Source organism: Faecalibacterium duncaniae, from assembly GCF_010509575.1.
Classification (GTDB): domain Bacteria; phylum Bacillota; class Clostridia; order Oscillospirales; family Ruminococcaceae; genus Faecalibacterium; species Faecalibacterium duncaniae.
Map to the genome: position 1 here is coordinate 584,969 of NZ_CP048437.1, position 24,602 is coordinate 609,570.

Below are 24,602 nucleotides of genomic sequence, written 5' to 3' on the forward strand. Positions count from 1 at the left end.
GGGTAACGGCGGCGGGGCTGTTTTTATTAACAAAGCCATGATAAAATTTTTTAAAAAGCACTGGGAGGTCATCTCCTACCTGATCTTCGGCGTGCTGACCACCCTGCTGAATATTGTGCTGTACGCCCTGTTCAACAGGCTGTTCGGCTACACCGCCGCCAACAGCTGGGGCAATGTGCTGGACAACATCCTCTGCATCCTGTTTGCCTACGCCACCAACCGGGCCTTTGTGTTCAACAGCAAGACCAGAGGCAGGGCGATGGCAAAGGAGTTTGGTGCATTTGTCACCTGCCGTCTGGGTACAATGCTGCTGGACACTGCAATTATGCTGGTGCTGGGCAATCTGCTGGCGGCCCAGGGCGCAGCGCTGATGGACGAGCTGATGCAGGGGGTGCTGAGCGTGGTGGCCCACTGGCTTGGCCCGGATACGGCCATACAGATGGCAGCCTCCTATGCAGGCACACCGGCGGGGGTCACGGATGGCTCTGCCGCTATTGCCGTCATCGGCGGTGCAGACGGCCCCACGGCAATCTTCGTTACCAGCCGCTACAATGCGCAGGCGCTGTGGGGGCTGTGCGTCAAGGTGTTCTCGAATGTGATCGTTGTGGTGCTGAACTATGTGTTCAGCAAGCTGATCATCTTTAAGAAAAAGTAACTCCCTCTGTCTGCACCTACGGTGCAGCCACCTCCCTCTGGGAGGGAGGCATTGCCTTGCATTTGCCGACAAGGCTCCCTCTCAGAGGGAGCTGTCACCGAAGGTGACTGAGGGAGTTTTAAGTAACAAAACAATGGAGGTACGGTATTATGAAACGTGGTCTGAAAGGTTTTGCATTCCTGGTTTCCGGTCTTGTTCTGGGCATCATTGGTGCCACCGCATCCGTAACGGCAATTGCCCTGAGCGCTGTGGGCATGGCAAAGGTCCGCCGTGCCAGCAAGAATTGATGGAGGAAAATAATATATGACCCGTGAAGAAATCCTCTCCCATGTCGATCATACCCTGCTGAAGCCTGAGGCCACCTGGCCCCAGATCCAGACCATCTGTGACGAGGCCATTGCCAACCACACCGCATCCGTCTGCATCAACACCTGCTATGTAAAGCAGGCGGTTGAGTATATGGCGGGCCGCATCCCGGTGTGCTGCGTGGTGGGCTTCCCTCTGGGTGCTATGGATACCGCCAGCAAGGCCTTTGAGGCCAAGACTGCCATTGAGAACGGCGCTGCCGAGGTGGACATGGTCATCAACATCGGCCGCCTGAAGAACAAGGAATACGATGCTGTCCGTGAGGACATCCGTGCCGTCAAGCAGGCTGTGGGCGACAAGGTGCTCAAGGTCATCATTGAGACCTGTCTGCTGACCGACGAGGAAAAGGAAAAGATGTGCGACATCGTCTGCGAGGCAGGCGCTGACTACATCAAGACCAGCACCGGCTTCTCCACCGCAGGCGCTACCTTCCACGATGTGGAGCTGATGGTCAAGGGCGTGCATGGCCGCTGCAAGGTCAAGGCTGCCGGCGGCATCTCCACCGTGGAGGATATGGAAAAGTTCCTCGCTCTGGGCGCAGACCGTCTGGGCACCTCCAGGGCGGTCAAGCTGCTGAACGGCGAACAGGCTAAGGGTTACTAAGAGAGCTTCGGGAAACTCCCGGTACTTCTAGGGGAAATCCTAATCAATTTCGTTGAGATGTCTAAAAAGAGTGATACTCTTCTTGACAATCTGACGAAGAGATGATAAGATATCTCTCGGAAAACAACTGAATACCGACTTATCAAGAGCGGCTGAGGGGACAGGCCCTGTGAAGCCCGACAACCTGTGCGAAAGCATAAGGTGCCAAATCCTGCGGGAAACCGAAAGATAAGAGTGCAAACGCTCAGAGCTTCGGTTCTGAGCGTTTTTGTTTGCGCAAACTTGATGGACGTGTATGAAGCTGTGCAAGATTCACCACACACATGGAGGACAAAATTTATGGCAAGACACCTGTTTACTTCTGAGTCCGTCACCGAGGGACATCCGGACAAGATCTGCGACCAGATCTCCGATGCTATCCTGGACGAGATCCTGACCCACGATCCCGATGCCCGCGTGGCCTGCGAGACCTGCGCTTCCACCGGTCTGGTCCACATCATGGGCGAGATCACCACCAACTGCTATGTCGATTTCCAGAAGATCGTCCGCGAGGTCATCTCTGACATCGGTTACACCCGTGCAAAGTACGGCTTTGACGCTGACACCTGCGCTGTTATCTCCAACATCGACGGCCAGAGCCCCGATATCGCACTGGGCACCAACGACCAGGTCGGCGGTGCCGGTGACCAGGGCATGATGTTCGGCTATGCCTGCGATGAGACCCCTGAGCTGATGCCCATGCCCATCAGCCTGGCTCACAAGCTGGCCAAGAAGCTGACCGAGGTGCGCAAGAGCGGCGAGCTGGATTACCTGCGCCCGGATGGCAAGAGCCAGGTCACCGTGGAGTACGACGAGAACAACAAGCCCATCCGCGTGGATGCAGTCGTCATCTCCAGCCAGCACAGCGAGAGCGTGACCATGGAGCAGCTCCGGGCCGATATCATGGAGAAGGTCATCAAGGCCACCATCCCTGCCGAGCTGCTGGATGAGAACACCAAGTACTACATCAACCCCACCGGCCGCTTTGTTGTGGGCGGCCCGCAGGGTGACAGCGGCCTGACCGGCCGCAAGATCATCGTTGACACTTACGGCGGCTACGCCCGCCACGGCGGCGGCGCATTCTCCGGCAAGGACCCCAGCAAGGTGGACCGCAGTGCCGCTTACGCAACCCGCTGGGTTGCCAAGAACATCGTGGCTGCCGGTCTGGCCAAGCAGTGTGAGGTGCAGGTGGCCTACGCCATCGGCGTGGCAAAGCCTGTGTCCATCATGGTGGATACCTTTGGCACCGGCACCGTGGCCGATGAGAAGATCGAGCAGGCAGTGGAGAAGGTCTTTGACCTGACCCCCGCTGCCATCATCCGTGACCTCGGCCTGCGGAAGCCCATCTACCGCAAGCTGGCCGCCTACGGCCACATGGGCCGCGAGGATCTGGGCGTGAAGTGGGAGAACACCGACCGCGTGGATGAGCTCAAGGCCGCTGTTGCAGCGCTGTAAAACTGAAACGCAAAGCGCCCTGTACCGTGAAAGGTGCAGGGCGCTTTTCTATGGTGGGCGGCAGACAAACAAAAAACGCTCCCCCGTGCAGGTGGGAAAGCGTTTTTTGTTTGTCCTTTTCAGGACAGGGTAAATGATAAGAAGGTAAATGAAGAAAATAGCATAATAATAGAAGGATGAACAACAGGAGTACCGGAGAGGAAAGCGCGTCGTTTCGCTTTGTATCCAACTGACGCTCCTGTTGGATACAAGATAACACTTTTCACAGAAAAATACAAGAGCTTTTTTGAAAAAAGTTCTCTTGTTCGAGCAAAAAATGTAATTTTGTCACAACGCACAAAAATGGGAGAGATGCGTTTGGCAAAGTGATGAAACAAGCACGGGCTGGGGCGTGGGTACAGAATTGCAGAAGCTGATTCTTTACAACGGGATGCGGCTGTGTTATGATGGATACATCTATGAGAAAAGGACGCTCTGTGGCCCGGAAGGGCAGAAAAGGTGTGGGAAGAAGTGAGGAATAGAATGGAACATACGATCACACAAAACAAGGCCCCGTGCTTTGGCGGGCGGGCCCCGCTGTTCAGCCAGCGTGACCTGCTCAGGCTGGTGGGGCCGCTGCTGGTGGAGCAGCTGCTGGCCGTGACGGTGGGCATGGCCGATACCATGATGGTCTCCCGCTGCGGCGAAGCCGCCATCTCGGGTGTCAGCCTGGTGGATATGATCAACAACCTCATCATCGTGCTGTTTGCGGCGCTGGCCACCGGCGGCGCGGTGGTGGTCAGCCAGTATCTGGGTGCAAAGGAGCAGAAGCACGCCAACGCAAGCTCGGGTCAGCTGATCCTGCTCAGCGCTCTGCTGGGCGTGGGTGTGGGGGTGTTCTGCTTTGTGCTGGCCCGCCCCATGATCCGGCTGTGCTATGGCAGTATCGATGCCGACGTACTGGAGGCCGGTGTGCTCTACCTGCGCATCACGGCGGTCAGCTACCCGTTCCTGGCCATGTACAATGCCGGTGCTGCGCTCTTCCGCAGCATGGGCAACTCCAAAATCTCCATGCAGATCAGCATCCTGATGAACATCATCAACATCGTGGGCAATGCGGTCTGCATCTTTGTGCTGGGCATGGGCGTGGACGGCGTTGCCTGGCCCAGCGTCCTCTCCCGTGCTGTGGCGGCGGTGCTCATCCTGAACCGCTGCTACCAGAAGGGCCACATGCTCACCGTGCCCAAAACGATCCGGCTGGATGGCCGGATGGCAAAGCGCATCCTGGGCATCGGCATCCCGTCTGCCTTTGAGAACAGCCTGTTCCAGGCGGGCCGCATTCTGGTGGTGAGCATGATCTCCACCTTCGGCACCGTGCAGATCGCCGCCAATGCCGTGGCAAACAATCTGGACGGCATGGGCTGCATCCCGGGGCAGGCCATTGGTCTGGCCATGATCACGGTGGTGGGCCGCTGCGTTGGCGCAGGGGACAATGAACAGACCGTTTTCTACACCCGCAAGCTGCTGCTCTGGGCCTACATCTCTATGGGGATCTTCAACGGCGGCATCCTGCTCTTCCTCAAGCCGCTGGTGGGCATCTACGCTCTCTCCGGTGAGACCATGGCGCTGGCCATCCTGCTGGTGCAGATCCACGCGGGCAGCGGCCTGTTCCTGTGGCCGGCCTCCTTTGTTCTGCCCAACGCCCTGCGCGCGGCCAACGATGTGAAATTTACCATGGTGGTCTCTGTGCTCAGCATGGCCATCTGGCGGCTGGGGTTCAGCTACCTGCTCTGTGTCAGGATGGGCTGGGGCGCTGTGGGTGTCTGGATCGCCATGGTCATTGACTGGGTCTGCCGTGTCATCTGCTTTGTGGCGCGCATGAAGAGCGGCGCATGGAAAACAAAATATCAGGCATAAGAAAGGAACAGGATATGAAACTGATCAGCTGGAACGTCAACGGCCTGCGGGCCTGCCTGACCCACGATTTTGCAGCAAGCTTCGCGGCGCTGGATGCCGACATCTTCTCGGTGCAGGAGACCAAGATGCAGCCGGGGCAGGCTGATTTTGCCCCCGAGGGCTACACCGAGTACACCTACTCTGCCGAGAAAAAGGGCTACTCCGGCACGGCCTGCTGGTGCAAAACGGCCCCGCTGGCCGTGACCACCGGCATCGGCAGGGAGGAGCACGACCACGAGGGCCGGGTGCTGACGCTGGAATATCCCGGCTTCTATCTGGTCAACTGCTACACGCCCAACAGCCAGGACGGCCTGAAGCGGCTGGACTACCGCATGACCTGGGAGGATGCGTTCCGGGCCTACCTGCTGGAGTTGGACGCAAAAAAGCCGGTCATCCTCTGCGGTGACCTGAACGTGGCCCACACCGAGATCGACATCAAGAATGCGAAGACCAACCGGATGAGCGCGGGCTTCACTGACCAGGAGCGGGCCAAGATGACTGAGCTGCTGGCGGCGGGCTTTACCGACACCTTCCGCGCTGTCCACCCGGACGAGGTGAAGTACAGCTGGTGGAGCTACCGCTTCCACGCCCGGGAAAAGAACGCGGGCTGGCGCATTGATTATTTCATCGTTTCAAACCGCATCGCCGACAAGGTGACCGCTGCCGAGATCCACAACGAGGTGTTCGGTTCCGACCACTGCCCGGTGGAGCTGGTCATCGACCTGTAAGCCGTTACGATCATGGTCTTATGATAAGGAGAAAACTGGATGCTCAAGAATTATCTGATGGTGTTTTTTGTCTCGATGGTGCCGGTCATTGAACTGCGCGGTGCCATTCCGATCGGGCTGGGCATGGGCCTGCCCGCCCTGCCCACCTATCTGGTCTGCGTGCTCGGCAATATGCTGCCGGTGCCCTTTATCTATCTGTTTGCCCGCAGGTTCCTCATCTGGGGCTACCACAAGCCGGTCATCGGGCCGGTGTGCAAGTTCTTCATCACCAAGGGAGAAATGGGCGGCCGCAAGCTGGAGGAAAAGGCCGGCAAGGGCCTGACCGTTGCCCTGCTGCTCTTTGTGGGAATCCCGCTGCCCGGCACCGGTGCCTGGACCGGTACGCTGGCAGCCTCCATTCTGGACATGAAGTTCAAGGATGTTCTCATTGCCTGTATGGGCGGTGTGCTGCTGGCGGGCATCATCATGGGTCTGGCCAGCGCCGGTGTGCTGGGCGCGGCCAGCAGCCTGTTTGCAGTGTGACAGATAGGAGAATAAATCTCTCCGTCGCGGGCTTTGCCGCGACAGCTCCCCTGGTAGGGGAGCCGAGTCCTGCCCTCTCCTATTAAGAGAGGTGGCATTGAGCGATAGCGATGATGACGGAGAGGTTTCGTACAGAAGCAGGCTGCCGAAGGCTGGCAAAAGCGCTTTAAGTGTGTTACAATAAACAGTAACGTGTCGTTACGACAAAGAAAGGACGAAGCAATCATGGATCAGGCATTGAATCAGAAGATCGACGCCTTTATTGCGGCGAACAAGGAGCAGATTCTGGAGGACATCGCGGCGCTGGTGGCCATCAACAGTGTGGAGGGCACCCCGACCGAGGAAGCTCCCTTTGGTGAGGGCCCCCGCGCGGCGCTGGACAAGACGCTGGAGCTGGCTGCAGGCATGGGTCTGGCGACCCGCAACTGCGAGAACTACATCGGCTATGCCGAGCTGGCCGGTGCAGACCCCGAGAAGTATCTGGCAACCATCTGCCATGTGGATGTGGTGCCCGTGGGCAACGGCTGGAGCCAGGAACCCTTCAAGATGCAGATCCGGGACGGCTGGATGATCGGCCGTGGTGTGGCCGATGACAAGGGCCCCATGGTGGTTACCCTGTACGCCCTGAAGTTCCTCAAGGAGGAGGGCGTTTCCCTGCGGTATCCCATCCGCGCAATGGTTGGCGACAACGAAGAGACCCACATGAACGATGTGGAATATTACCTCAAGAACTACCCGGCCCCGGTGTTCTGCTTCACCCCGGATGCAGAGTTCCCGGTGTGCAACGGTGAGAAGGGCCATTTCGGTGCGGAGCTGGTCAGCCCGGTGTGCAACGGCGAGATCAAGGAGTTTGAGGGTGGCGTTGCCAACAATGCAGTCCCCGACCGCGCCAGCGCACTGGTGGAGACTGACATCACCAAGCTGAAGAATGCCCCCAACATCACGCTGGAGCCGGAAGGCAATGGGGTTCGTATCCGGGGCTGGGGCAAGAGCGGCCATGCCGCCATGCCCGAGGGCACGGTCAACGCCATCGGTCTGGTGGTGAACTACCTGCTGGACAACGGCCTGTGCAACGATGCAGAGCGCGCCTATCTGGAAGCCCTGAAAAAGCTGCACGCTTCCACCGCAGGCACCGGCCTGGGCATCGACTGCGCCGACGGCCCCTTCGGCCCCCTGACCATCATCGGCGGCCGCATCTTCATGCGAGAGGGCCGGATCGTCCAGACCATGGACAGCCGTTACCCCACCTGCACCAACGCCGAGAAGATGAAGGAGCAGATCAAAGCTGCCATTGGCACGGGTGCTTCTCTGGAGAAGGCCGAGGGTGCCGAGCCCTTCTATATCGCAGCCGATACCCCCGCCATCAAGGCCTGCATCGAGACCTACAACGAGGTCACCGGCGAGAATGCCACGCCCTTTACCATGGGCGGCGGCACCTATGCCCGCCACTTCCCCTATGCGGTGAGCTTTGGCCCCGAGCACGAGGACATGGTGCTGCCTGAGTTCGGCGGCCCGATGCACGGTGCCAACGAGGCAGCTCCCATCGATAAGCTGCTGGAGGCCCTGAAGATCTACATCATCGCCCTGCTGCGGCTGGAGGAGATCGACTTCTGATGAACGTTCTGGTCATTGACGGCCAGGGCGGCGGTCTGGGCCGCCAGCTGGTGGCGGCCATCTCTGCCGCCTGCCCGGAAGCCCGGCTGACCGCCGTGGGCACCAACAGCCTTGCGACTTCGGCCATGCTCAAGGCGGGGACGGTCCGCGCCGCCACCGGCGAGAACGCCGTGGTCGTGAACTGCCGCATCGCGGATGTTATCGTGGGGCCCATCGGTATTGTGATCGCTGACGCGCTGCTGGGCGAGATCACCCCCGCCATGGCAGCGGCAGTCTGCCAGAGCCCCGCCCGGCGGGTGCTGGTGCCCATCAACCACTGTGAGAACATCGTGGTGGCCGTGCCCGACCAGCCCATCGGCCAGCTGGTGGCGGCAGCGGCACAAAAGGTCAAAGAATTGGCTGAAACTCCTTGTAAATAACAGAAAAGCAGCTGCGTTCCGTGTGTGCGGAGCGCAGCTGCTTTCGTTTTGCAGAAGCTTTGTGCAGTTTTTGCGGATAGTACCGCCATGCCAGCGGCTCCCCTATGAGGAAAGCTGGCACGCAAAGTGGGACAGAAAGGTTCAGCGCTGCTGTTTCTGGATGACCTCGTGGATGCTGGGGGGCACATCCCCCTGTGCGTCCTTTTCCAGCCTGCTGATGCGGCGGTCCAGCTCGGTGAGGCGCTGGGCCATGACATCCGGCAGATCTTGCTGGTCCAGGTCATCGGCGGGGTTGACGGCCTTGTTGTTGATGCGCACCACCTCGGCGGGCACGCCCACGGCGGTGCAGTTGGCGGGCAGGTTGCGCAGCACAACGCTGCCTGCGCCGATGCGGGCGTTATCGCCGATATACACCGGGCCCAGCACCTTGGTGCCCGCGCCGATCAGCACATTGTTGCCCAGGGTGGGGTGGCGCTTGCCGGTGTCCTTGCCGGTTCCGCCCAGCGTCACGCCGTGGTAGATGGTGCAGTTGTCGCCGATCACGGTGGTCTCGCCGAACACGATGCCCATGCCGTGGTCGATGAACAGGCACCTGCCGATCTGGGCACCGGGGTGAATCTCGATGCCGGTCTTGTGGCGGCCATGCTGGCTGACCCAGCGGGCAAGGAAAAAGTGCCCGTGCTCATACAGCCAGTGGGCAATGCGGTGGTAGACCAGGATATGGAAGCCGGGGTACAGCAGGATGACCTCCAGCACACTGCGTGCGGCGGGGTCTTTGCGCTGGATGTTCCGTGCGTCCTCCAATAAGCTCATGTGGGAAACCCTCCCTTTTTGTTCAGCCGCCTCGGTGCGGCTCTCTCTTTTTGACAGATACTATAATAACACATGCAAACTTCAATGTACAGTACTTTGGTAGGAATTGACGGAGAAAAATCCCCCTCCGCGCAGGGATTATGGGGCGGGAAACGGGTTTTCGGTAGAGTAGCCAAAATTCCGGGAGATACAGCCAAAACCTTTTCACACAGGAATCTTACAGAAAGCATTGACACATTTTGCGTTTCTATGATAAAATATAACGAAAACAAATGCGAAGGAAAAGGAGAAGCGGACGAATGCTGTCAAAAATGAATGCTGAACTGAAAAAGCAGTTTGCAGCCGTTTTTGCGGTGGGCTCCGTGTTTCCTTTTTTCGCTTTTTGAACTTTTCCGTTTGTGGAAAAGTTCTTTTTTTTGCCTGTCCGCGGGCTGCAATGCCTGCATCCGCCCATCCGAAATACGAACAGGGAGGTAAAAGAATATGCTGCTCATCAACGCTGTAAACGCTGCGGGCCGCCCGGTGGAGCTTTTCGTGAAAGACGGAAAGATCGCCGCCGTGGGTCAGGATCTTTCCGCACTGGCCGGGGAGGGGGAGACTGTCCTCGATGCAGGCGGTCTGACCGTGCTGCCCGCCTTTGTGGACCTGCACTGCCACTGGCGCACCCCGGGCTTTGAATATAAGGAGGACATTGCCACCGGAAGCATGGCTGCGGCCGCAGGCGGCTACACCTTTGTCAACCTGATGCCCAACACAAAGCCGGTCTGCTCCTCTGCCGCACAGGCAGCTATGGTGGAACAGAAGGCCGCCGAGGTGGGCCTGTGCGATGTGAACCAGACTGTTTCCATCACCGAGAACTTTGACGGCAAGACCATCGACCACCTCAAGACCTTACCCGCCAGCGTGAAGTTCATCACCGAGGATGGCCACGGTGTGCAGGACAACGCCACCATGGCCCGGGCCTTTGCCATCTGCACCCAGCGGGACATCACCGTGATGAGCCACGCCGAGGATATGGAGATCAGCCCCTGGGACTACCGGCTGGCCGAAGACCTGGAGACCGTGCGCAACTGCTGGCTGAGCGAGTACTACCAGACCAGGCTGCACATGTGCCACGTTTCCACCCGTGGCGCGCTGGAGGCCATCCAGATGGCAAAGCTGCGCGGCGCACCCGTGACCTGCGAGGTGACCCCGCATCACCTGTGGTTCAACAATGAGACCTGCGATTACCGGGTCAACCCGCCCATCCGCACCGCGGATGATGTGCAGGCACTCATCGACGGTATCCGTTCCGGTGTGGTGGATGCCATTGCCACCGACCACGCTCCCCACTCCGAGGAAGACAAGCTGAAGGGCATGGCCGGTATGGTGGGCAGCGAGACCGCCTTTGGGGTCTGCTACACCAAGCTCTGCAGGGAAGAGGGCCTGCCGCTGGAACTGCTGGTGCACCTGATGAGCACCCGCCCGGCAGAGATCCTGGGCCTTGCCAAGGGCCAGCTGGAGCCCGGCTACGATGCAGACTTCGTGCTGGTGGATCTCGACACCCCCTACACCGTGGACAAAGAAAAGCTGCACTCCAAGAGCCATAACTGCCCCTTTGACGGTGCACAGCTCTACGGCAGGGTCTATGCCACCATCAAGGGCGGCAAGCTGACCTATCAGGCTGAGGAGTAATGCACTGAGGCCCTCTCCGTCATCGCTTGCGCGATGCCACCTCTCCCAAAGGGAGAGGCAATTGCGGCTCACGGCCAGCTGCTGCTGAGCCTGGGATATGCATAAGCTCTCCCTTTTGGGAGAGCTGGACGCGAAGCGGCCTGAGAGGGCGAGGACGCTGACAAAAAGCCAACACAACAAAGAAATATAGATAATAAAAGAGAGACAGATACAGGAGGAACCCGACAATGACAAACATGGACAAGCTTTACGAAGCAGTTGCAGCCCGCGGCCCGGTGTGTGTGGGCCTGGACACTGATTTCAGCTACCTGCCCGCTGACTTTGTGGACACCACCCTGACCAAGGGGGAAAACATCGTTCGCTTCAACAAGAAGCTCATCGATGCCACCAAGGCTGTGGCTGGCTGCTACAAGGTGCAGATCGCATACTACGAGTCCCTGGGTCTGGAGGGCATGAAGGCCTACGCCGAGACCCTGGCCGCTGTCCGCGAGGCCGGTATCCCTGTCATCGCCGATATCAAGCGCGGCGATATCGCCAAGACCGCCGAGATGTACGCCATGGGCCACTTCACCGGCGACTTCGAGGCTGATTTCGTCACCCTGGCCCCCTACATGGGTCTGGATTCCATCAGCCCCTACCTGCCCTATGCCGAAAAGCAGGGCAAGGGCATGTTCGTCCTCTGCCGCACCTCCAACGGCGGTGCCAAGGACTTTGAGTATGAGAAGCTGGCAGACGGCCGCCACGTCTACGATCTGGTGGGCGACAAGCTGAACGCTCTGGGCAAGGACTACATGGGCGAGCACGGCTACTCCTCCATCGGTCTGGTCATCGGCGGCACCCACATCGAGGAGGCCACCGAGATCCGCGCCAAGTATCAGGACAGCTTCTTCCTCATCCCTGGCTACGGCGCACAGGGCGGAAAGGCGGAGGATATTGCCCAGTACCTGACCAAGGGCAACGGCGGCGTGGTCAACTCCAGCCGCGGCATCCTGCTGGCCTACAAGAAGCAGCCCGGCGTGGCCTTTGATGAGGCCGCTTACAACGAGTGTGTGAACATGAAGGAGGCCATTGCTCATGCGTGCAGCCTGCTGTGAAGCTACCGTTCTGAGCCATGAGAGCATCCTGCCGGACATCCGGCTCCTGCGTGCCCTCTGGCCTGACCGGGAACATGCCCCCCACGCCGGGCAGTTCTTTACCCTGCGTGCCTGGGGTGCCGATGAGGCTCCCTTCCTGTCCCGCCCCATCAGCGTGCACAAGTGGGAGCCGGAGACCCAGACCATTGAGTTCCTGTATCAGGTCATCGGCGAGGGCACTCACAAAATTGCCCAGCTGAAGACCGGCGATACCTTCCAGCTGACCGGCCCCATGGGCAACGGCTTTGATATCCCGGCCCTGGCCGAACAATACCATAAGATCGCCGTGGTGGGCGGCGGCATTGGCACCGCCCCCATGTATCAGGTCACCCGGGAACTGGCAGCTGCCGGTGTTAAGCCGGACGTGTTCTTCGGCTTCCGGGATACCCCCTACTGCATGGAAGAGTACCGCTCCATCGCAAATGTGGTAAAGGTCTCCACCGATACCGGCGCGGTGGGCTTCCACGGCTTTGTGACCCAGCTGTATGACCCGGCAGATTACGATGCAGTGCTGATCTGCGGCCCCACCGTGATGATGAAAAACGCCGCCCGGATCTGTGCCGAAAAGGGCACCCCCTGCTTCGTGAGCCTGGAAAAGAAGATGGCCTGCGGCATTGGTGCCTGCCTTGGCTGCACCTGCGAGACCAAGGGCGGCGAGGGCAAGAGCGTGTGCAAGAATGGCCCGGTCTTTGATGCAACGGAGGTGTTCTTCTGATGGCTGACCTGAAAACAAACCTGCTGGGCTTTGTGATGAACAGCCCGGTCATCGGTGCTTCCGGCACTGTGGGCTACGGCGTGGAGTACGAGGAACTGGCCGATTTTTCCAAGATCGGCGGCATCTCCGGCAAGGGCCTGACCCTGCACGGCCAGTACGGCAACAAGGGCGAGCGCCTGTGGGAGACCCCCTCCGGCCTCATCAACAGCATCGGCCTGCAGAACCCCGGCGTTCAGCATTTCATTGACGTGGAACTGAACGAGATGCTGGAGCTCAAGCAGAAATACGGCACAGTGGCCATTGCCAACTTGGGCGGACACAGTGAGGAAGAGTATGTTGAGGGCGCGGCTCTGCTGAGCGAGAGCGCTGTGGACATCGTGGAGCTGAACATCTCCTGCCCCAACGTCAAGGTGGGCGGCATGGCCTACGGCGTGAAGGCCGAGGCTGCCGGTGAGGTGGTGCGGATGGTCCGCGCGGCCTGCAAAAAGCCCCTGATGGTCAAGCTGAGCCCCCAGGCAGAGAACATCCCTGAGATGTGCAAGGCTGTGGAGGCCGCCGGTGCGGATGCCATCAGCCTGACCAACACCTTCCAGGCCTGCGCCATCGATCTGGAAAAGCGCAAGCCGGTGTTCAACAACATCTTTGCCGGTCTGTCCGGCCCGGCGGTGCGGCCCATTGCCCTGCGCATGGTCTGGCAGGCTGTGGGTGCCGTGAACATTCCGGTGGTGGGTCTGGGCGGCATTGCCACCGGCCGCGACGCACTGGAATTCATCATGGCAGGTGCCACGGCGGTACAGGTGGGCGCGGCAAACTTTGCCAACCCCCGCGCCATGGAGACCATTGCCGACGAGATGGCACAGTGGATGGATGCCCACGGCGTGAAAACGCTGGAGGAGATCCGCGGCTGCGCCCGAAATGCTGAATAATCAAGCTGATATACCAGAATAACCACGGCTTATGCGTATAAAGCGAAAATTTGCGCATAAATTTGCAATTACTGCAAAAGCGTGGTACAATACCGTTCAAAAGATATTTTTCATAAAAAAGAGAGGGAGAACTACAATGAGTGAAGCACTTGAAATTCTGAAGAGCTGTGACGCATTCCTGGAGGGCCATTTCCTGCTCTCCTCCGGCCGCCATTCCAGCGCATACTGCCAGATGGCCTACCTGCAGCAGTACCCTGACCGCTGCGCCGAGGTAATGAAGGCTGTGGCCGATCAGATCAAGAAGCTGGATGTGGATGTCATCGTGGGACCTGCCATGGGCGGCATCGTCTATGCTTACGAGCTGGCCCGCCAGACCGGCAAGCGCGCCATCTTCACCGAGCGCGTGGACAATGTGATGACCCTGAAGCGCTTTGCCATCCATCCGGGTGAAAAGTGCATCATTGCTGAGGACGTTGTCACCACCGGCATCTCCTCCCTGGAGACCAAGCGCGTGATCGAAGAGGCCGGCGGCATCTGCCTGGGCATCACCTGCGTGGTGGACCGCACCAAGCCCGAGGCTCCGTCTCCCATTCCCATCCTGGCCAGCGCCCTGAAGCTGGACCTGCCTAACTACGCACCCGAGGAGTGCCCCATCTGCAAGGAGGGCAAGCTGCCTCTGGTGCACCTGGGTAGCCGCAAGATGAAGCAGGAAGCCAAGCAGACCCTGTAACTTGACAACAACCGTGTTGAAACAAGGAGTACCTATGAACGCTTATCTTCTTTTGGCAAACGGCATGGTCTTTGCAGGCCAGTCAGTGGGTGCTGAGGGCGTTACCGTGGGCGAAGTCGTCTTTGCCACCGGTATGGTGGGCTTTGAAGAGACCCTGACCGACCCCAGCTACTACGGCCAGATCATCACCCAGACCTATCCCCTCATCGGCAACTACGGCATGAACAAGGACGATATGGAGTCGGACCGCATCTGGGCCAAGGGCTACATTGTGCGCGAGGCCTGCACCACCCCCTCCAACTGGCGCTGTGAGGAGACGTTGGACAGCTTTTTGAAGAAAAACAATACCATCGGCATCGAGGGCATCGACACCCGCCACCTGACCCGCATCATCCGGGAGAGCGGTGTGATGAACGGTGCCATCCTGACCACCTTTGACCCCGCTGACCCTGCCAACAAGGCCGAGACGGAGAAGCTGCTGGAGACCATCCGCGCCTATGCCGTGACGGATGCTGTCAAGAGCGTGACCTGCGAGAAGCCCGAGGTCTTTCACGAGAAGGGCGAGACCCACATCGTGCTGATGCACTACGGCTGCAAGCGCAATATCGTGCGCTGCCTGGTCAAGCGCGGCTGCAAGGTAACGGTGATGCCTGCCTTTGCCACCGCTGAGGAAGTGGCTGCCCTGAATCCGGACGGCATCATGCTGTCCAACGGCCCCGGCGACCCTGCCGAGCCGGTGGAGGTCATTGAGAACCTGAAGCAGATCTTTGCGCTGGGCATCCCCACCTTCGGCATCTGCCTGGGCCACCAGCTCAGCGCTCTGGCCGCCGGTGCCAAGACCATGAAGCTGAAGTATGGCCACCGCGGTGCCAACCAGCCTGTCACTGATTTTGAGTCGGGCCGCACCTTCATCACCAGCCAGAACCACGGCTATGCGGTCGTGGGCGAGGAGCTGCCCGCCGAGATGGGCGAGGTGGCACAGGTGAACGCCAACGACGGCACCTGCGAGGGCATCAAGTACAAGAAGTGGAACTGCTTCACGGTCCAGTTCCACCCGGAAGCCAACGGCGGCCCCAAGGATACGGAGTTCCTGTTCGACCGCTTCCTGAACAACGTCAAAGCAGCAAAAAAGGAGGTGCGCTGAAATGCCCAAGGACCCCAGAATCAAAAAGGTGCTGGTCATCGGCTCCGGCCCCATCATCATCGGCCAGGCCGCTGAGTTCGACTACTCCGGCACCCAGGCGTGCCGCGCCCTGAAAGCAGAGGGCATTGAGACCGTTCTGCTCAACTCCAACCCCGCTACCATTATGACCGACCCGGATGTGGCCGATCATGTCTATATCGAGCCCATGACCCTTGAGGTGGTGGAGCGCATCCTGGAGATCGAGAAGCCTGACTCCGTTCTGCCCAACCTGGGCGGCCAGATGGGCCTGAACCTCTCCATGGAGCTGGCCCGTTCCGGCTATCTGGACCGCACCGGCATCCGCCTGCTGGCCTGCAAGCCTGAGACCATCGACCGCGCCGAGGATCGTGAGCTGTTCAAGGAGACGATGGAAAAGCTGCATCAGCCCATCATCCCTTCTGAGGTCGTGGAGACCCTGCAGGATGCGCTGGCCTGTGCGGACCGCATCGGCTACCCCGTCATCGTCCGCCCTGCATTTACCATGGGCGGTACCGGCGGCGGCATCTGCGAAAACAAGGAAAAGCTCATCGAGATCGGTACCAACGGCCTGCGTCTTTCCCCCATTCATCAGATCCTGGTGGAAAAGTGCATCGCCGGTTGGAAAGAGATCGAGTACGAGGTCATGCGCGACCACAAGGGCAACGTGATCACCGTCTGCAACATGGAGAACCTGGACCCCGTCGGTATCCACACCGGCGATTCCGTGGTCGTGGCTCCCTCCCAGACCCTGACCGATCACGAGTACCAGATGCTGCGCACCGCCGCGCTGGATATCATCACCGAGCTGGGCATCGAGGGCGGCTGCAACTGCCAGTTTGCCCTGAAGCCCGACAGCTATGATTACGCGGTCATCGAGGTCAACCCCCGTGTGTCCCGTTCTTCCGCTCTGGCCTCCAAGGCCACCGGCTACCCCATTGCCAAGGTGGCCACCAAGATCGCCATCGGCTATACGCTGGACGAGATCACCAATGATGTCACCGGCAAGACCTGCGCCTGCTTTGAGCCTGCGCTGGACTACATCGTGGTCAAGTATCCGAAGTGGCCCTTTGATAAGTTCGTCTACGCCGACAAGTCTCTGGGCACCCAGATGATGGCCACCGGCGAGGTGATGAGCATTGGCAACAGCTTCGAGGCAGCTATGATGAAGGCGGTCTCCTCCATCGAGCTGGGTATGGACACCCTGACCCACAAGCCCTTTGAGGAGCTGACCGATGACGAGATCGTGGCCCACCTGCATGTGCAGGATGCGGAGCGCGTGTTCTGTGTCTACGAGGCCCTCAAGCGCGGCATCGACCACGAGACCATCTGGAAGATCACCAAGATCGACTGGTGGTTCCTGGATAAGATGCAGCACTTGGCTGACCTGGAAAAGGGTCTGGCAAAGTGCAACGGCGTGCTGAGCCTGGAGCAGTATCAGACCGCCAAGAAGTATGGCTTCCAGGATAAGACCATCAAGCGTCTGGCACAGGTGGATGCTCTGCCTGTGGAGAACTACCGCGCCGGTTTCAAGATGGTCGATACCTGTGCTGCTGAGTTCTCGGCCAACACTCCGTACTTCTACTCCACCTACGACGGCGACAACGAGGCCGCCGAGTTTATTGCTGCCAGAGAGGCAGAGGCTGCCGCAAACGGCCAGCCCAAGAAGAAAAAGGTGCTGGTCTTTGGTTCCGGCCCCATCCGCATCGGTCAGGGCATCGAGTTCGACTACTGCTCTGTCCACTGTGTCTGGACCCTGAAGAACCACGGCTGCGAGGCCATCCTCGTCAACAACAACCCCGAGACCGTATCCACCGACTTTGACACCGGCGACCGTCTGTACTTCGACCCCCTGAACCCGGAGAGTGTGGACAACATCATCGCCACCGAAAAGCCCGATGCCTGCGTGGTCCAGTTCGGCGGCCAGACCGCCATCAAGCTGGCAAAGCACATGGATGAGATCGGCCTGCCCATTCTGGGCACCCCGGCGGATGCCATTGACGAGGCAGAGGACCGCGAGCGCTTTGACGAACTGCTGGAGCGCTGCAAGATCCCCCGTGCGCCCGGCCGCACCGTGTTCAATCTGGAGGAGGCTCTGGCTGCCGCCGATGAGATCGGCCTGCCTGTCCTGATGCGTCCCTCCTACGTTCTGGGCGGTCAGAACATGATCGTTGCCTACACCAAGGCCGATGTCATCGAGTACATGGGCGTTATCACCGAGCATGTGGACATGGATCATCCTGTCCTGCTGGATAAGTATATCATGGGTACCGAGTGCGAGGTCGATGCCATCTGCGATGGCGAAAACTTCCTCATCCCCGGCATCATGGAGCAGGTGGAGCGTACCGGTGTCCACTCCGGCGACTCGATCTGTGTCTACCCGGCACAGCATCTGACCCAGGCCGAGATCGACACCATGGTGGATTACACCGGCCGCTTTGCCCGCGAGCTCCACGTCACCGGTCTGGTCAATGTCCAGTACGCTGTTTCCAACGGCAAGGTCTATGTCATCGAGGTCAACCCCCGTTCCTCCCGTACCGTGCCTTACATCTCCAAGGTCACCGGCGTGCCCATGGTGGATCTGGCTGTGCGCTGCTGCCTGGGCGAGAAGCTGGCAGATATGGGCTACGGCACCGGCCTGCACCCCAATGCCCCCTATGTGGCCGTTAAGGTGCCTGTGTTCAGCTTTGAGAAGCTGCATGGTGTGGATACCCAGTTTGGCCCCGAGATGAAGTCTACCGGCGAGGTGCTGGGCATTGCCCCCAACTATCACGATGCCCTGCTCAAGGGCCTGATCGGCGCGGGCTATACCTTTAAGACTCCCGGTCCCGCCTCCTGCTGTATCTTTACGGTGAAGGACAGCGACAAGCCCGAGTTTGTGGATATCGCCTGGAAGCTCAAGAGCATGGGCTACAAGCTGTACGGCACCTCCGGCACCTGTGCATGGCTCAACAAGCACATGGTCCCCTGCAACGAGGTGCGCAACATGTCCGGCGAGTCCCCCAACATCGTGGACCTGCTCCAGAGCGGTCTGGTGGACTATGTGTTCTCCACCAGTGCCAAGGGCCGTGACCCCAAGCGCGATTCTGTCCGGCTGCGCCGCAAGGCCGTGGAGCTGAGCATCCCCTGCATCACTGCTGTGGATACCGCCAACGCACTGGTCGATTGCCTGCGCAGCGACCATGACCTGAAGAATATCCCGCTGGTGGATATTGCAACGCTGTATCATAAAAAATAACGCACAAAATGTAACTCGTGCGCAATATTATGCGTTTCGTGCGCAATCTCTCGTAATGAGGGGCTGCATTTGTTATACTCAACAACGCAAAATTTGCCAAAAGACGTTACTTTTGGACGTTCCAGGAGGATATCGATACAATGACTCGTTCCCAGATGATCGAAACCGTGGCACGCAAGACCGGCTTTACCGAAGCACAGGTCGAGACCACGATGGACGCTTTGTTTGACCAGATCGCTGACTGCCTGCGTGCAGACGAGAAGGTGACCATTGCCGGCTTTGGCCGTTTTGAGATGCGTCCCCGCAAGCCCAAGGCTTACACCAACCCCAAGACCAAGGTCTCCAGCCGTCTGGAGTCCACCTCCATCCCCGGCTTCAAGGCCAGCGGCCGTTTCAAGCAGAAGCTGGAAGCAGGCCGTGCCGCCGCTCAGAGCGTGGAAGAGACCGCCTGAGCGCGTACATCCCAGATCCAACCGCAGAGCCGTGCCCCAAAAGGGCGCGGCTCTTTTTGCGTGCTGACAAGCGCCGCGTTTCATGGTATACTGAACAAAACAAGGGTAGAAGGATAAGGAGTATCAAACATGCTTTACAGTGAGTTGCAGTGCAGTGAAGCCATCCACAAGGCCGTGGAGCGGATGGGGTTTGCAGAGATGACGGAAATTCAGGAAAAGACCATCCCTGTGATGCTGGCAGGCCGGGATGTGATCGCCAAGGCCCCCACCGGCACCGGCAAGACCTGTGCCTTCGGCATCCCGGTGGCGGAACATATCGACCCGGAAAAAAAGTACCCGCAGGCTGTGATCATGGCCCCCACCCGGGAGCTTGCCCAGCAGATCGCCGAGGAGCTGACCGAGCTGACCTACTTTATGCCTGAGGTGCAGGTGGCCTGCGTGTACGGCGGTGCCAACATGGAAAAGCAGGCCAGGCGTTTGGCAGAGGGCTGCCAGATCGTGGTGGCCACCCCGGGCCGCCTGATGGACCACTATAAGCACCACAGCATCGATCTGGCCCATGTGACCCAGGTGGTGCTGGACGAGGCCGATGAGATGCTGAACATGGGCTTTTATAAGGACGTGCGGCATATCATTGAGCTGATGAAGGCCCGCAAAAGCCTGTCCATGTTCTCCGCCACCATCAGCCGCGAGGTCATGGACATCGGCTGGCTGTATCAGAACAACGCCGAGGAGATCACCGTTCAGCCCAGGGAGGAGAGCCAGCCCAAGATCACCCAGTACATGCTGGAGACCTCCGGCCGCAACAAGCTGTCCGACCTGGCCCAGATCATCATTGGCGAGGGCTACAAGCGGGTCATGGTGTTCTGCGATACCAAGTTCAATACCGCCACCCTGGCCAACCAGCTGGCCCGTCTGGGCTTCTCTGTGGACTGCCTCCACGGCGACCTCTCCCAGAAGGAACGCAACCAGATCATGCAGAACTTCCGGGACGGCAGGCTGGCCATCCTTGTGGCCACCGATGTGGCTGCCCGCGGCATCGATGTCTCGGATGTGGATGCGGTCATCAACTACGATGTCCCCGGCGACAACGAACATTACACCCACCGGATCGGCCGCACCGGCCGCGCCAAAAAGGAGGGCGTGAGCTATCTGTTCTATGTGCCCGAGGAGAAAAAGCGGGTGCAGGAGCTTCTCCGCCTGACCCGCAACACCGACCTGTGTACCCCGGTCCACTTTGATTTCAACCATGAGCGCATCGTGGTGGAGAAAAAGCAGGACAATGCCGACCGGTTCCAGATCAAGTGCTATTTCTAAAGGAAGAAACTCCCCCAGTCTGCTCCGCAGACAGCCCCCTCAAGGAGGGAGCCTGCCCGTACGGTAAGCCTCCCTCTCTGAGGGAGGTGTCGAGCGAATGCGAGACGAAGGGAGTTCTTTTTTCAAAAAACCATTGACCTTCCCCTTTCTGGAAGGTGTAAGATGGTGCCTGTAAGGAGGCTGCGGAGCCAATGAAGATCAACGAGGTGGAAGCCGCCGTGGGCGTGACCAAAAAGAATATCCGCTTTTATGAGGAAGAGGGGCTCATCAGCCCCCGGCGGGAGCCCGGCAACGGCTACCGCAGTTACTCGGAAGCGGATGTCGAGCGTCTGCGGCGCATCAAACTGCTGCGCAAACTGGATGTGCCGCTGGCCGAGATCCGGCAGATGCTGGAGGGAGAGTGCACGCTGGCTGAGGGAATGACCCGCCAGCTGGAACGCTTGAACACCCGCCGCACCGATCTGGACGAAGCAGTGAACTTCTGCACTCTGCTTCAAAAGGAACCTGTCAGCCTCAATGAACTGGATGTGGAACAGACGCTGGCGCGCCTGACCGCAAAGGAAGAACAGGGAGTGAGTTTTGTGAACATTGAGCAGACAGACCGGAAAGCGGAGCGTGTCCGGGGTGCGCTGGTGGGAGCCGGATTGTTTACTGCGATCATGCTGCTGTCCATCGGCATCATGGCGTGGGCGTTCTGCGTCGATCCGCAGGATGTGCCGCCGCTGCCGCTGCTGGTGGTGCTGTTCGGCATCCCGGCGGGCTGCATTATCGGCACGCTGAAGGTGCTGGTGGATCGTCTCAAAGAGATTGGAAAGGGAGAAGAAGATGCTTATCGTAACTATTAACGAAGTCCCCGGTAAAAAGATCGAGGCTCTGGGGGTGGTGCGGGGCAGCACCGTGCAGAGCCGCAACCTTGGCCACGACATCATGGCCGGGTTCCGCACCCTTGTGGGCGGCGAAGTCACAGACTACGCTGAGATGCTCACCGAGGCCCGGCAGATCGCCACAGGCCGCATGGCAAAGAATGCGGAGGAACTGGGAGCCGATGCTGTGGTTGGGATGCGTTACGCCTCCGCCAGTGTCATGCAGGGTGCGGCAGAGGTCATTGCTTACGGAACGGCGGTGAAATTTGTATGAGTGCAAAAGAAAAGCAGGGCTTTTCCCTTTATTTCCTGATTGCCTTTGGTCTGGCGTGGCTGTGCCAGGTGGGCGGCTGTATGGCCCTGCTCCAGCAGAAGAATGCCGTGCTGTATCAGCTGGCACTGATCGCCACTATGTTTTGCCCGCTGCTGGCTGTGCTGCTGGTGCAAAAAGTGTTTCTGCGCCAGCCTGTCGGCATCGGCTGGAAGGTGCAGGGCAAACGGCGGTTCTGGCTGGCTGCATGGTTTGGCCCGGCAGTGTTCACCCTGCTGGGTGCGGTGCTGTATTTTGCGGTGTTCCCCTCCCGGCTGGACTTTTCCGGCAGTTGGCTGGTAGCCGCCTACGGCGGTGAGATGGATGCCCAGACCCTGCGCAGCGAGCTGGGGGTCTCTACCCTCAGCTTTCTGCTGCAAAACGGGCTGTTTGCGGTGATCCTTGCCCCTGCCATCAACATGTTTCCCGCACTGGGCGAGGAAGTCGGCTGGCGCGGCTACATGATGCCCCGCCTGAAGGAGCGGTTCGGCCTGCTGAATGCCCGTCTGTTAGGCGGCGTTGTGTGGGGTGTTTGGCATTGGCCCCTGATGCTGCTGGTGGGTTACGAGTACGGCACAAACTATCTGGGCGCACCGGTGCTGGGGCTTGTAGTGTGGTGTGTGGTCTGCTTTGCCCTGAACACCCTGCTGGATCTCCTCTACGAGAAAACAGGCTGTATCTGGGTGCCTGCCATTGCGCATGGTGCTTTCAATGCCATTGTGGCGCTGCCGCAGGTACTGATTACCCCGGCAGATGCATATTATAATGTACTGGGTCCCATGCCCATCGGTTTGATCTCTGTGCTGCCCATGCTTGCTGTGGCGGTAGGATTGACCCTGCATCAGATGAAACAGGAACAGTAAGAGGAAAACGCAATCCCCGGCGGTCAGATCGACTGCCGGGGATTTTCTGCGCTTATAATATAAATAAGGAAAGCAGCGTTCAAGCGATGGCGCAGACCCTGCCCGGAAGCACACTCCTTTTGCGAAATATAGAAAAAACTCAAAAAAGATGCAAAAAAGTGTTGACAGAAGGCTGGGGATGTGGTATTATACTTGAGCGCCAAGGGCCGCCGGAAAGAATGACTTCTGAAAGCGGCAGAAGCAAAGCGAAAGAACCAATATGGATACGTTGAAAAACGAACCACAAGTTCGAAAAGATCGAAAAGCTTCTAAAAAAGTACTTGACAAAAAATCACTTCTGTGGTAAAATAATCAAGCTGTCAGCCGCTAAGGCTGAGGTGCACAGGACCTTGAAAATTGAACAATATCGAAAAACTTGTAACGGAACCTATTTTCGTGTTGGAAAAACACGTTAAACAATTCCAAACAAAGTAATTCACACAGGACGCAAGCGATTGCGTGCTGAGCGAAAAAGATTTAACACTTTTAAGTGATAAATATCATTTATAAAGAGTTTGATCCTGGCTCAGGACGAACGCTGGCGGCGCGCCTAACACATGCAAGTCGAACGAGCGAGAGAGAGCTTGCTTTCTCGAGCGAGTGGCGAACGGGTGAGTAACGCGTGAGGAACCTGCCTCAAAGAGGGGGACAACAGTTGGAAACGACTGCTAATACCGCATAAGCCCACAGCTCGGCATCGAGCAGAGGGAAAAGGAGCAATCCGCTTTGAGATGGCCTCGCGTCCGATTAGCTAGTTGGTGAGGTAACGGCCCACCAAGGCAACGATCGGTAGCCGGACTGAGAGGTTGAACGGCCACATTGGGACTGAGACACGGCCCAGACTCCTACGGGAGGCAGCAGTGGGGAATATTGCACAATGGGGGAAACCCTGATGCAGCGACGCCGCGTGGAGGAAGAAGGTCTTCGGATTGTAAACTCCTGTTGTTGAGGAAGATAATGACGGTACTCAACAAGGAAGTGACGGCTAACTACGTGCCAGCAGCCGCGGTAAAACGTAGGTCACAAGCGTTGTCCGGAATTACTGGGTGTAAAGGGAGCGCAGGCGGGAAGACAAGTTGGAAGTGAAATCTATGGGCTCAACCCATAAACTGCTTTCAAAACTGTTTTTCTTGAGTAGTGCAGAGGTAGGCGGAATTCCCGGTGTAGCGGTGGAATGCGTAGATATCGGGAGGAACACCAGTGGCGAAGGCGGCCTACTGGGCACCAACTGACGCTGAGGCTCGAAAGTGTGGGTAGCAAACAGGATTAGATACCCTGGTAGTCCACACCGTAAACGATGATTACTAGGTGTTGGAGGATTGACCCCTTCAGTGCCGCAGTTAACACAATAAGTAATCCACCTGGGGAGTACGACCGCAAGGTTGAAACTCAAAGGAATTGACGGGGGCCCGCACAAGCAGTGGAGTATGTGGTTTAATTCGACGCAACGCGAAGAACCTTACCAAGTCTTGACATCCTGCGACGATGCTGGAAACAGTATTTTCCTTCGGGACGCAGAGACAGGTGGTGCATGGTTGTCGTCAGCTCGTGTCGTGAGATGTTGGGTTAAGTCCCGCAACGAGCGCAACCCTTACTGTCAGTTACTACGCAAGAGGACTCTGGCAGGACTGCCGTTGACAAAACGGAGGAAGGTGGGGATGACGTCAAATCATCATGCCCTTTATGACTTGGGCTACACACGTACTACAATGGCGTTAAACAAAGAGAAGCAAGACCGCGAGGTGGAGCAAAACTCAGAAACAACGTCCCAGTTCGGACTGCAGGCTGCAACTCGCCTGCACGAAGTCGGAATTGCTAGTAATCGTGGATCAGCATGCCACGGTGAATACGTTCCCGGGCCTTGTACACACCGCCCGTCACACCATGAGAGCCGGGGGGACCCGAAGTCGGTAGTCTAACCGCAAGGAGGACGCCGCCGAAGGTAAAACTGGTGATTGGGGTGAAGTCGTAACAAGGTAGCCGTAGGAGAACCTGCGGCTGGATCACCTCCTTTCTAAGGAGTCAGGCAGATGG

The 24,602-nt window shown here is 58.5% G+C and carries 22 protein-coding genes, 1 rRNA gene and 1 riboswitch; of the genes, 22 read left to right on the forward strand and 1 reads right to left on the reverse strand.

What is annotated here, in order from left to right; genetic code table 11:
* Positions 1–37 precede the first annotated feature (37 nt).
* The 9 genes from GXM22_RS02750 to GXM22_RS02785 all read left to right on the forward strand — a co-directional run bounded on the left by GXM22_RS02750 (position 38) and on the right by GXM22_RS02785 (position 8,336).
* Positions 38–655, forward strand: coding sequence for a GtrA family protein (locus GXM22_RS02750; RefSeq protein ID WP_005929301.1), 618 nt, complete (start codon positions 38–40; stop codon positions 653–655).
* A gap of 149 nt (positions 656–804) precedes the next feature.
* Positions 805–942, forward strand: a complete 138-nt coding sequence (locus GXM22_RS15015; RefSeq protein ID WP_005929299.1) for a hypothetical protein — start codon at positions 805–807, stop codon at positions 940–942.
* A 16-nt stretch (positions 943–958) separates the two neighbouring features.
* Entirely contained in the window at positions 959–1,624 is a 666-nt protein-coding gene (gene deoC, locus GXM22_RS02755) for a deoxyribose-phosphate aldolase (protein ID WP_005929296.1), read from the forward strand.
* Positions 1,625–1,760: 136 nt separating this feature from the next.
* Positions 1,761–1,859, forward strand: a riboswitch (SAM riboswitch).
* 104 nt (positions 1,860–1,963) lie between these two features.
* Positions 1,964–3,118, forward strand: a complete 1,155-nt coding sequence (gene metK, locus GXM22_RS02760) for a methionine adenosyltransferase (RefSeq protein WP_035393289.1) — start codon at positions 1,964–1,966, stop codon at positions 3,116–3,118.
* A 522-nt stretch (positions 3,119–3,640) separates the two neighbouring features.
* On the forward strand, positions 3,641–5,014 hold the full coding sequence (locus GXM22_RS02765; protein ID WP_005929288.1) for an MATE family efflux transporter: 1,374 nt from the start codon (positions 3,641–3,643) through the stop codon (positions 5,012–5,014).
* A 14-nt stretch (positions 5,015–5,028) separates the two neighbouring features.
* Complete coding sequence (locus GXM22_RS02770) at positions 5,029–5,781, forward strand: exodeoxyribonuclease III (RefSeq protein ID WP_035393287.1); 753 nt, start codon at positions 5,029–5,031, stop codon at positions 5,779–5,781.
* 39 nt (positions 5,782–5,820) lie between these two features.
* Entirely contained in the window at positions 5,821–6,303 is a 483-nt protein-coding gene (locus GXM22_RS02775; RefSeq protein ID WP_005929285.1) for a COG2426 family protein, read from the forward strand.
* Between the two features lie 225 nt (positions 6,304–6,528).
* Positions 6,529–7,917 carry a Sapep family Mn(2+)-dependent dipeptidase gene (locus GXM22_RS02780; RefSeq protein ID WP_005929284.1) on the forward strand — a complete coding sequence of 463 codons (1,389 nt, stop codon included), beginning with the start codon at positions 6,529–6,531 and terminating at the stop codon, positions 7,915–7,917.
* Positions 7,917–8,336, forward strand: a complete 420-nt coding sequence (locus GXM22_RS02785) for a DUF3842 family protein (RefSeq protein ID WP_005929283.1) — start codon at positions 7,917–7,919, stop codon at positions 8,334–8,336. The genes GXM22_RS02780 and GXM22_RS02785 overlap by 1 nt, the downstream gene beginning before the upstream one ends.
* A 141-nt stretch (positions 8,337–8,477) precedes the next feature.
* On the opposite strand, the gene epsC is transcribed toward GXM22_RS02785, so the two are convergent.
* Positions 8,478–9,149: a serine O-acetyltransferase EpsC gene (epsC, locus tag GXM22_RS02790; RefSeq protein WP_005929282.1), complete on the reverse strand. Its 672-nt coding sequence runs from the start codon at positions 9,147–9,149 to the stop codon at positions 8,478–8,480.
* Positions 9,150–9,632: 483 nt separating this feature from the next.
* Here epsC and GXM22_RS02795 point away from each other — a divergent pair, with 483 nt between their 5' ends.
* The 13 genes from GXM22_RS02795 (at position 9,633) to GXM22_RS02855 (ending at position 24,582) form a co-directional block, all read left to right on the forward strand.
* Positions 9,633–10,823: a dihydroorotase gene (locus GXM22_RS02795; RefSeq protein ID WP_005929278.1), complete on the forward strand. Its 1,191-nt coding sequence runs from the start codon at positions 9,633–9,635 to the stop codon at positions 10,821–10,823.
* Positions 10,824–11,050: 227 nt separating this feature from the next.
* Positions 11,051–11,917 (forward strand): orotidine-5'-phosphate decarboxylase, encoded by an 867-nt coding sequence (gene pyrF / locus GXM22_RS02800; protein ID WP_005929276.1) that lies wholly within the window; start codon positions 11,051–11,053, stop codon positions 11,915–11,917.
* Entirely contained in the window at positions 11,898–12,671 is a 774-nt protein-coding gene (locus GXM22_RS02805; RefSeq protein WP_005929274.1) for a dihydroorotate dehydrogenase electron transfer subunit, read from the forward strand. The genes pyrF and GXM22_RS02805 overlap by 20 nt, the downstream gene beginning before the upstream one ends.
* A complete protein-coding gene (locus tag GXM22_RS02810) occupies positions 12,671–13,597 on the forward strand; it encodes a dihydroorotate dehydrogenase (protein ID WP_005929272.1) in 927 nt (308 codons plus the stop codon). Before GXM22_RS02805 ends, GXM22_RS02810 begins: the two co-directional genes overlap by 1 nt.
* A 136-nt stretch (positions 13,598–13,733) precedes the next feature.
* Complete coding sequence (pyrE, locus tag GXM22_RS02815) at positions 13,734–14,327, forward strand: orotate phosphoribosyltransferase (RefSeq protein WP_035393285.1); 594 nt, start codon at positions 13,734–13,736, stop codon at positions 14,325–14,327.
* Between the two features lie 34 nt (positions 14,328–14,361).
* A complete protein-coding gene (locus GXM22_RS02820; RefSeq protein ID WP_005929268.1) occupies positions 14,362–15,471 on the forward strand; it encodes a carbamoyl phosphate synthase small subunit in 1,110 nt (369 codons plus the stop codon).
* A 1-nt stretch (position 15,472) separates the two neighbouring features.
* Positions 15,473–18,724, forward strand: a complete 3,252-nt coding sequence (carB, locus tag GXM22_RS02825; RefSeq protein ID WP_005929265.1) for a carbamoyl-phosphate synthase large subunit — start codon at positions 15,473–15,475, stop codon at positions 18,722–18,724.
* 140 nt (positions 18,725–18,864) lie between these two features.
* Positions 18,865–19,176 carry an HU family DNA-binding protein gene (locus GXM22_RS02830; protein WP_005929264.1) on the forward strand — a complete coding sequence of 104 codons (312 nt, stop codon included), beginning with the start codon at positions 18,865–18,867 and terminating at the stop codon, positions 19,174–19,176.
* 129 nt (positions 19,177–19,305) lie between these two features.
* The gene (locus tag GXM22_RS02835) at positions 19,306–20,493 is read left to right on the forward strand and encodes a DEAD/DEAH box helicase (RefSeq protein ID WP_005929262.1); all 1,188 of its coding nucleotides are present in this window, start codon (positions 19,306–19,308) and stop codon (positions 20,491–20,493) included.
* A gap of 191 nt (positions 20,494–20,684) precedes the next feature.
* Positions 20,685–21,338, forward strand: a complete 654-nt coding sequence (locus GXM22_RS02840; protein ID WP_005929260.1) for a MerR family transcriptional regulator — start codon at positions 20,685–20,687, stop codon at positions 21,336–21,338.
* Positions 21,319–21,630, forward strand: coding sequence for a heavy metal-binding domain-containing protein (locus GXM22_RS02845; RefSeq protein ID WP_005929259.1), 312 nt, complete (start codon positions 21,319–21,321; stop codon positions 21,628–21,630). Before GXM22_RS02840 ends, GXM22_RS02845 begins: the two co-directional genes overlap by 20 nt.
* The gene (locus GXM22_RS02850) at positions 21,627–22,529 is read left to right on the forward strand and encodes a CPBP family intramembrane glutamic endopeptidase (protein ID WP_005929257.1); all 903 of its coding nucleotides are present in this window, start codon (positions 21,627–21,629) and stop codon (positions 22,527–22,529) included. Before GXM22_RS02845 ends, GXM22_RS02850 begins: the two co-directional genes overlap by 4 nt.
* A 542-nt stretch (positions 22,530–23,071) precedes the next feature.
* A 16S ribosomal RNA gene (locus tag GXM22_RS02855) occupies positions 23,072–24,582 on the forward strand.
* Positions 24,583–24,602 lie beyond the last annotated feature (20 nt).

Excerpts from the sequence above, each read along its gene's own strand:
- GXM22_RS02750 (WP_005929301.1), top strand. The coding sequence starts at position 38 with ATGATAAAATTTTTTAAAAAGCACTGGGAGGTCATCTCCTACCTGATC.
- GXM22_RS15015 (WP_005929299.1), top strand. The coding sequence starts at position 805 with ATGAAACGTGGTCTGAAAGGTTTTGCATTCCTGGTTTCCGGTCTTGTT.
- deoC (WP_005929296.1), top strand. The coding sequence starts at position 959 with ATGACCCGTGAAGAAATCCTCTCCCATGTCGATCATACCCTGCTGAAG.
- metK (WP_035393289.1), top strand. The coding sequence starts at position 1,964 with ATGGCAAGACACCTGTTTACTTCTGAGTCCGTCACCGAGGGACATCCG.
- GXM22_RS02765 (WP_005929288.1), top strand. The coding sequence starts at position 3,641 with ATGGAACATACGATCACACAAAACAAGGCCCCGTGCTTTGGCGGGCGG.
- GXM22_RS02770 (WP_035393287.1), top strand. The coding sequence starts at position 5,029 with ATGAAACTGATCAGCTGGAACGTCAACGGCCTGCGGGCCTGCCTGACC.
- GXM22_RS02775 (WP_005929285.1), top strand. The coding sequence starts at position 5,821 with ATGCTCAAGAATTATCTGATGGTGTTTTTTGTCTCGATGGTGCCGGTC.
- GXM22_RS02780 (WP_005929284.1), top strand. The coding sequence starts at position 6,529 with ATGGATCAGGCATTGAATCAGAAGATCGACGCCTTTATTGCGGCGAAC.
- GXM22_RS02785 (WP_005929283.1), top strand. The coding sequence starts at position 7,917 with ATGAACGTTCTGGTCATTGACGGCCAGGGCGGCGGTCTGGGCCGCCAG.
- epsC (WP_005929282.1), bottom strand. The coding sequence starts at position 9,149 with ATGAGCTTATTGGAGGACGCACGGAACATCCAGCGCAAAGACCCCGCC.
- GXM22_RS02795 (WP_005929278.1), top strand. The coding sequence starts at position 9,633 with ATGCTGCTCATCAACGCTGTAAACGCTGCGGGCCGCCCGGTGGAGCTT.
- pyrF (WP_005929276.1), top strand. The coding sequence starts at position 11,051 with ATGACAAACATGGACAAGCTTTACGAAGCAGTTGCAGCCCGCGGCCCG.
- GXM22_RS02805 (WP_005929274.1), top strand. The coding sequence starts at position 11,898 with ATGCGTGCAGCCTGCTGTGAAGCTACCGTTCTGAGCCATGAGAGCATC.
- GXM22_RS02810 (WP_005929272.1), top strand. The coding sequence starts at position 12,671 with ATGGCTGACCTGAAAACAAACCTGCTGGGCTTTGTGATGAACAGCCCG.
- pyrE (WP_035393285.1), top strand. The coding sequence starts at position 13,734 with ATGAGTGAAGCACTTGAAATTCTGAAGAGCTGTGACGCATTCCTGGAG.
- GXM22_RS02820 (WP_005929268.1), top strand. The coding sequence starts at position 14,362 with ATGAACGCTTATCTTCTTTTGGCAAACGGCATGGTCTTTGCAGGCCAG.
- carB (WP_005929265.1), top strand. The coding sequence starts at position 15,473 with ATGCCCAAGGACCCCAGAATCAAAAAGGTGCTGGTCATCGGCTCCGGC.
- GXM22_RS02830 (WP_005929264.1), top strand. The coding sequence starts at position 18,865 with ATGACTCGTTCCCAGATGATCGAAACCGTGGCACGCAAGACCGGCTTT.
- GXM22_RS02835 (WP_005929262.1), top strand. The coding sequence starts at position 19,306 with ATGCTTTACAGTGAGTTGCAGTGCAGTGAAGCCATCCACAAGGCCGTG.
- GXM22_RS02840 (WP_005929260.1), top strand. The coding sequence starts at position 20,685 with ATGAAGATCAACGAGGTGGAAGCCGCCGTGGGCGTGACCAAAAAGAAT.
- GXM22_RS02845 (WP_005929259.1), top strand. The coding sequence starts at position 21,319 with ATGCTTATCGTAACTATTAACGAAGTCCCCGGTAAAAAGATCGAGGCT.
- GXM22_RS02850 (WP_005929257.1), top strand. The coding sequence starts at position 21,627 with ATGAGTGCAAAAGAAAAGCAGGGCTTTTCCCTTTATTTCCTGATTGCC.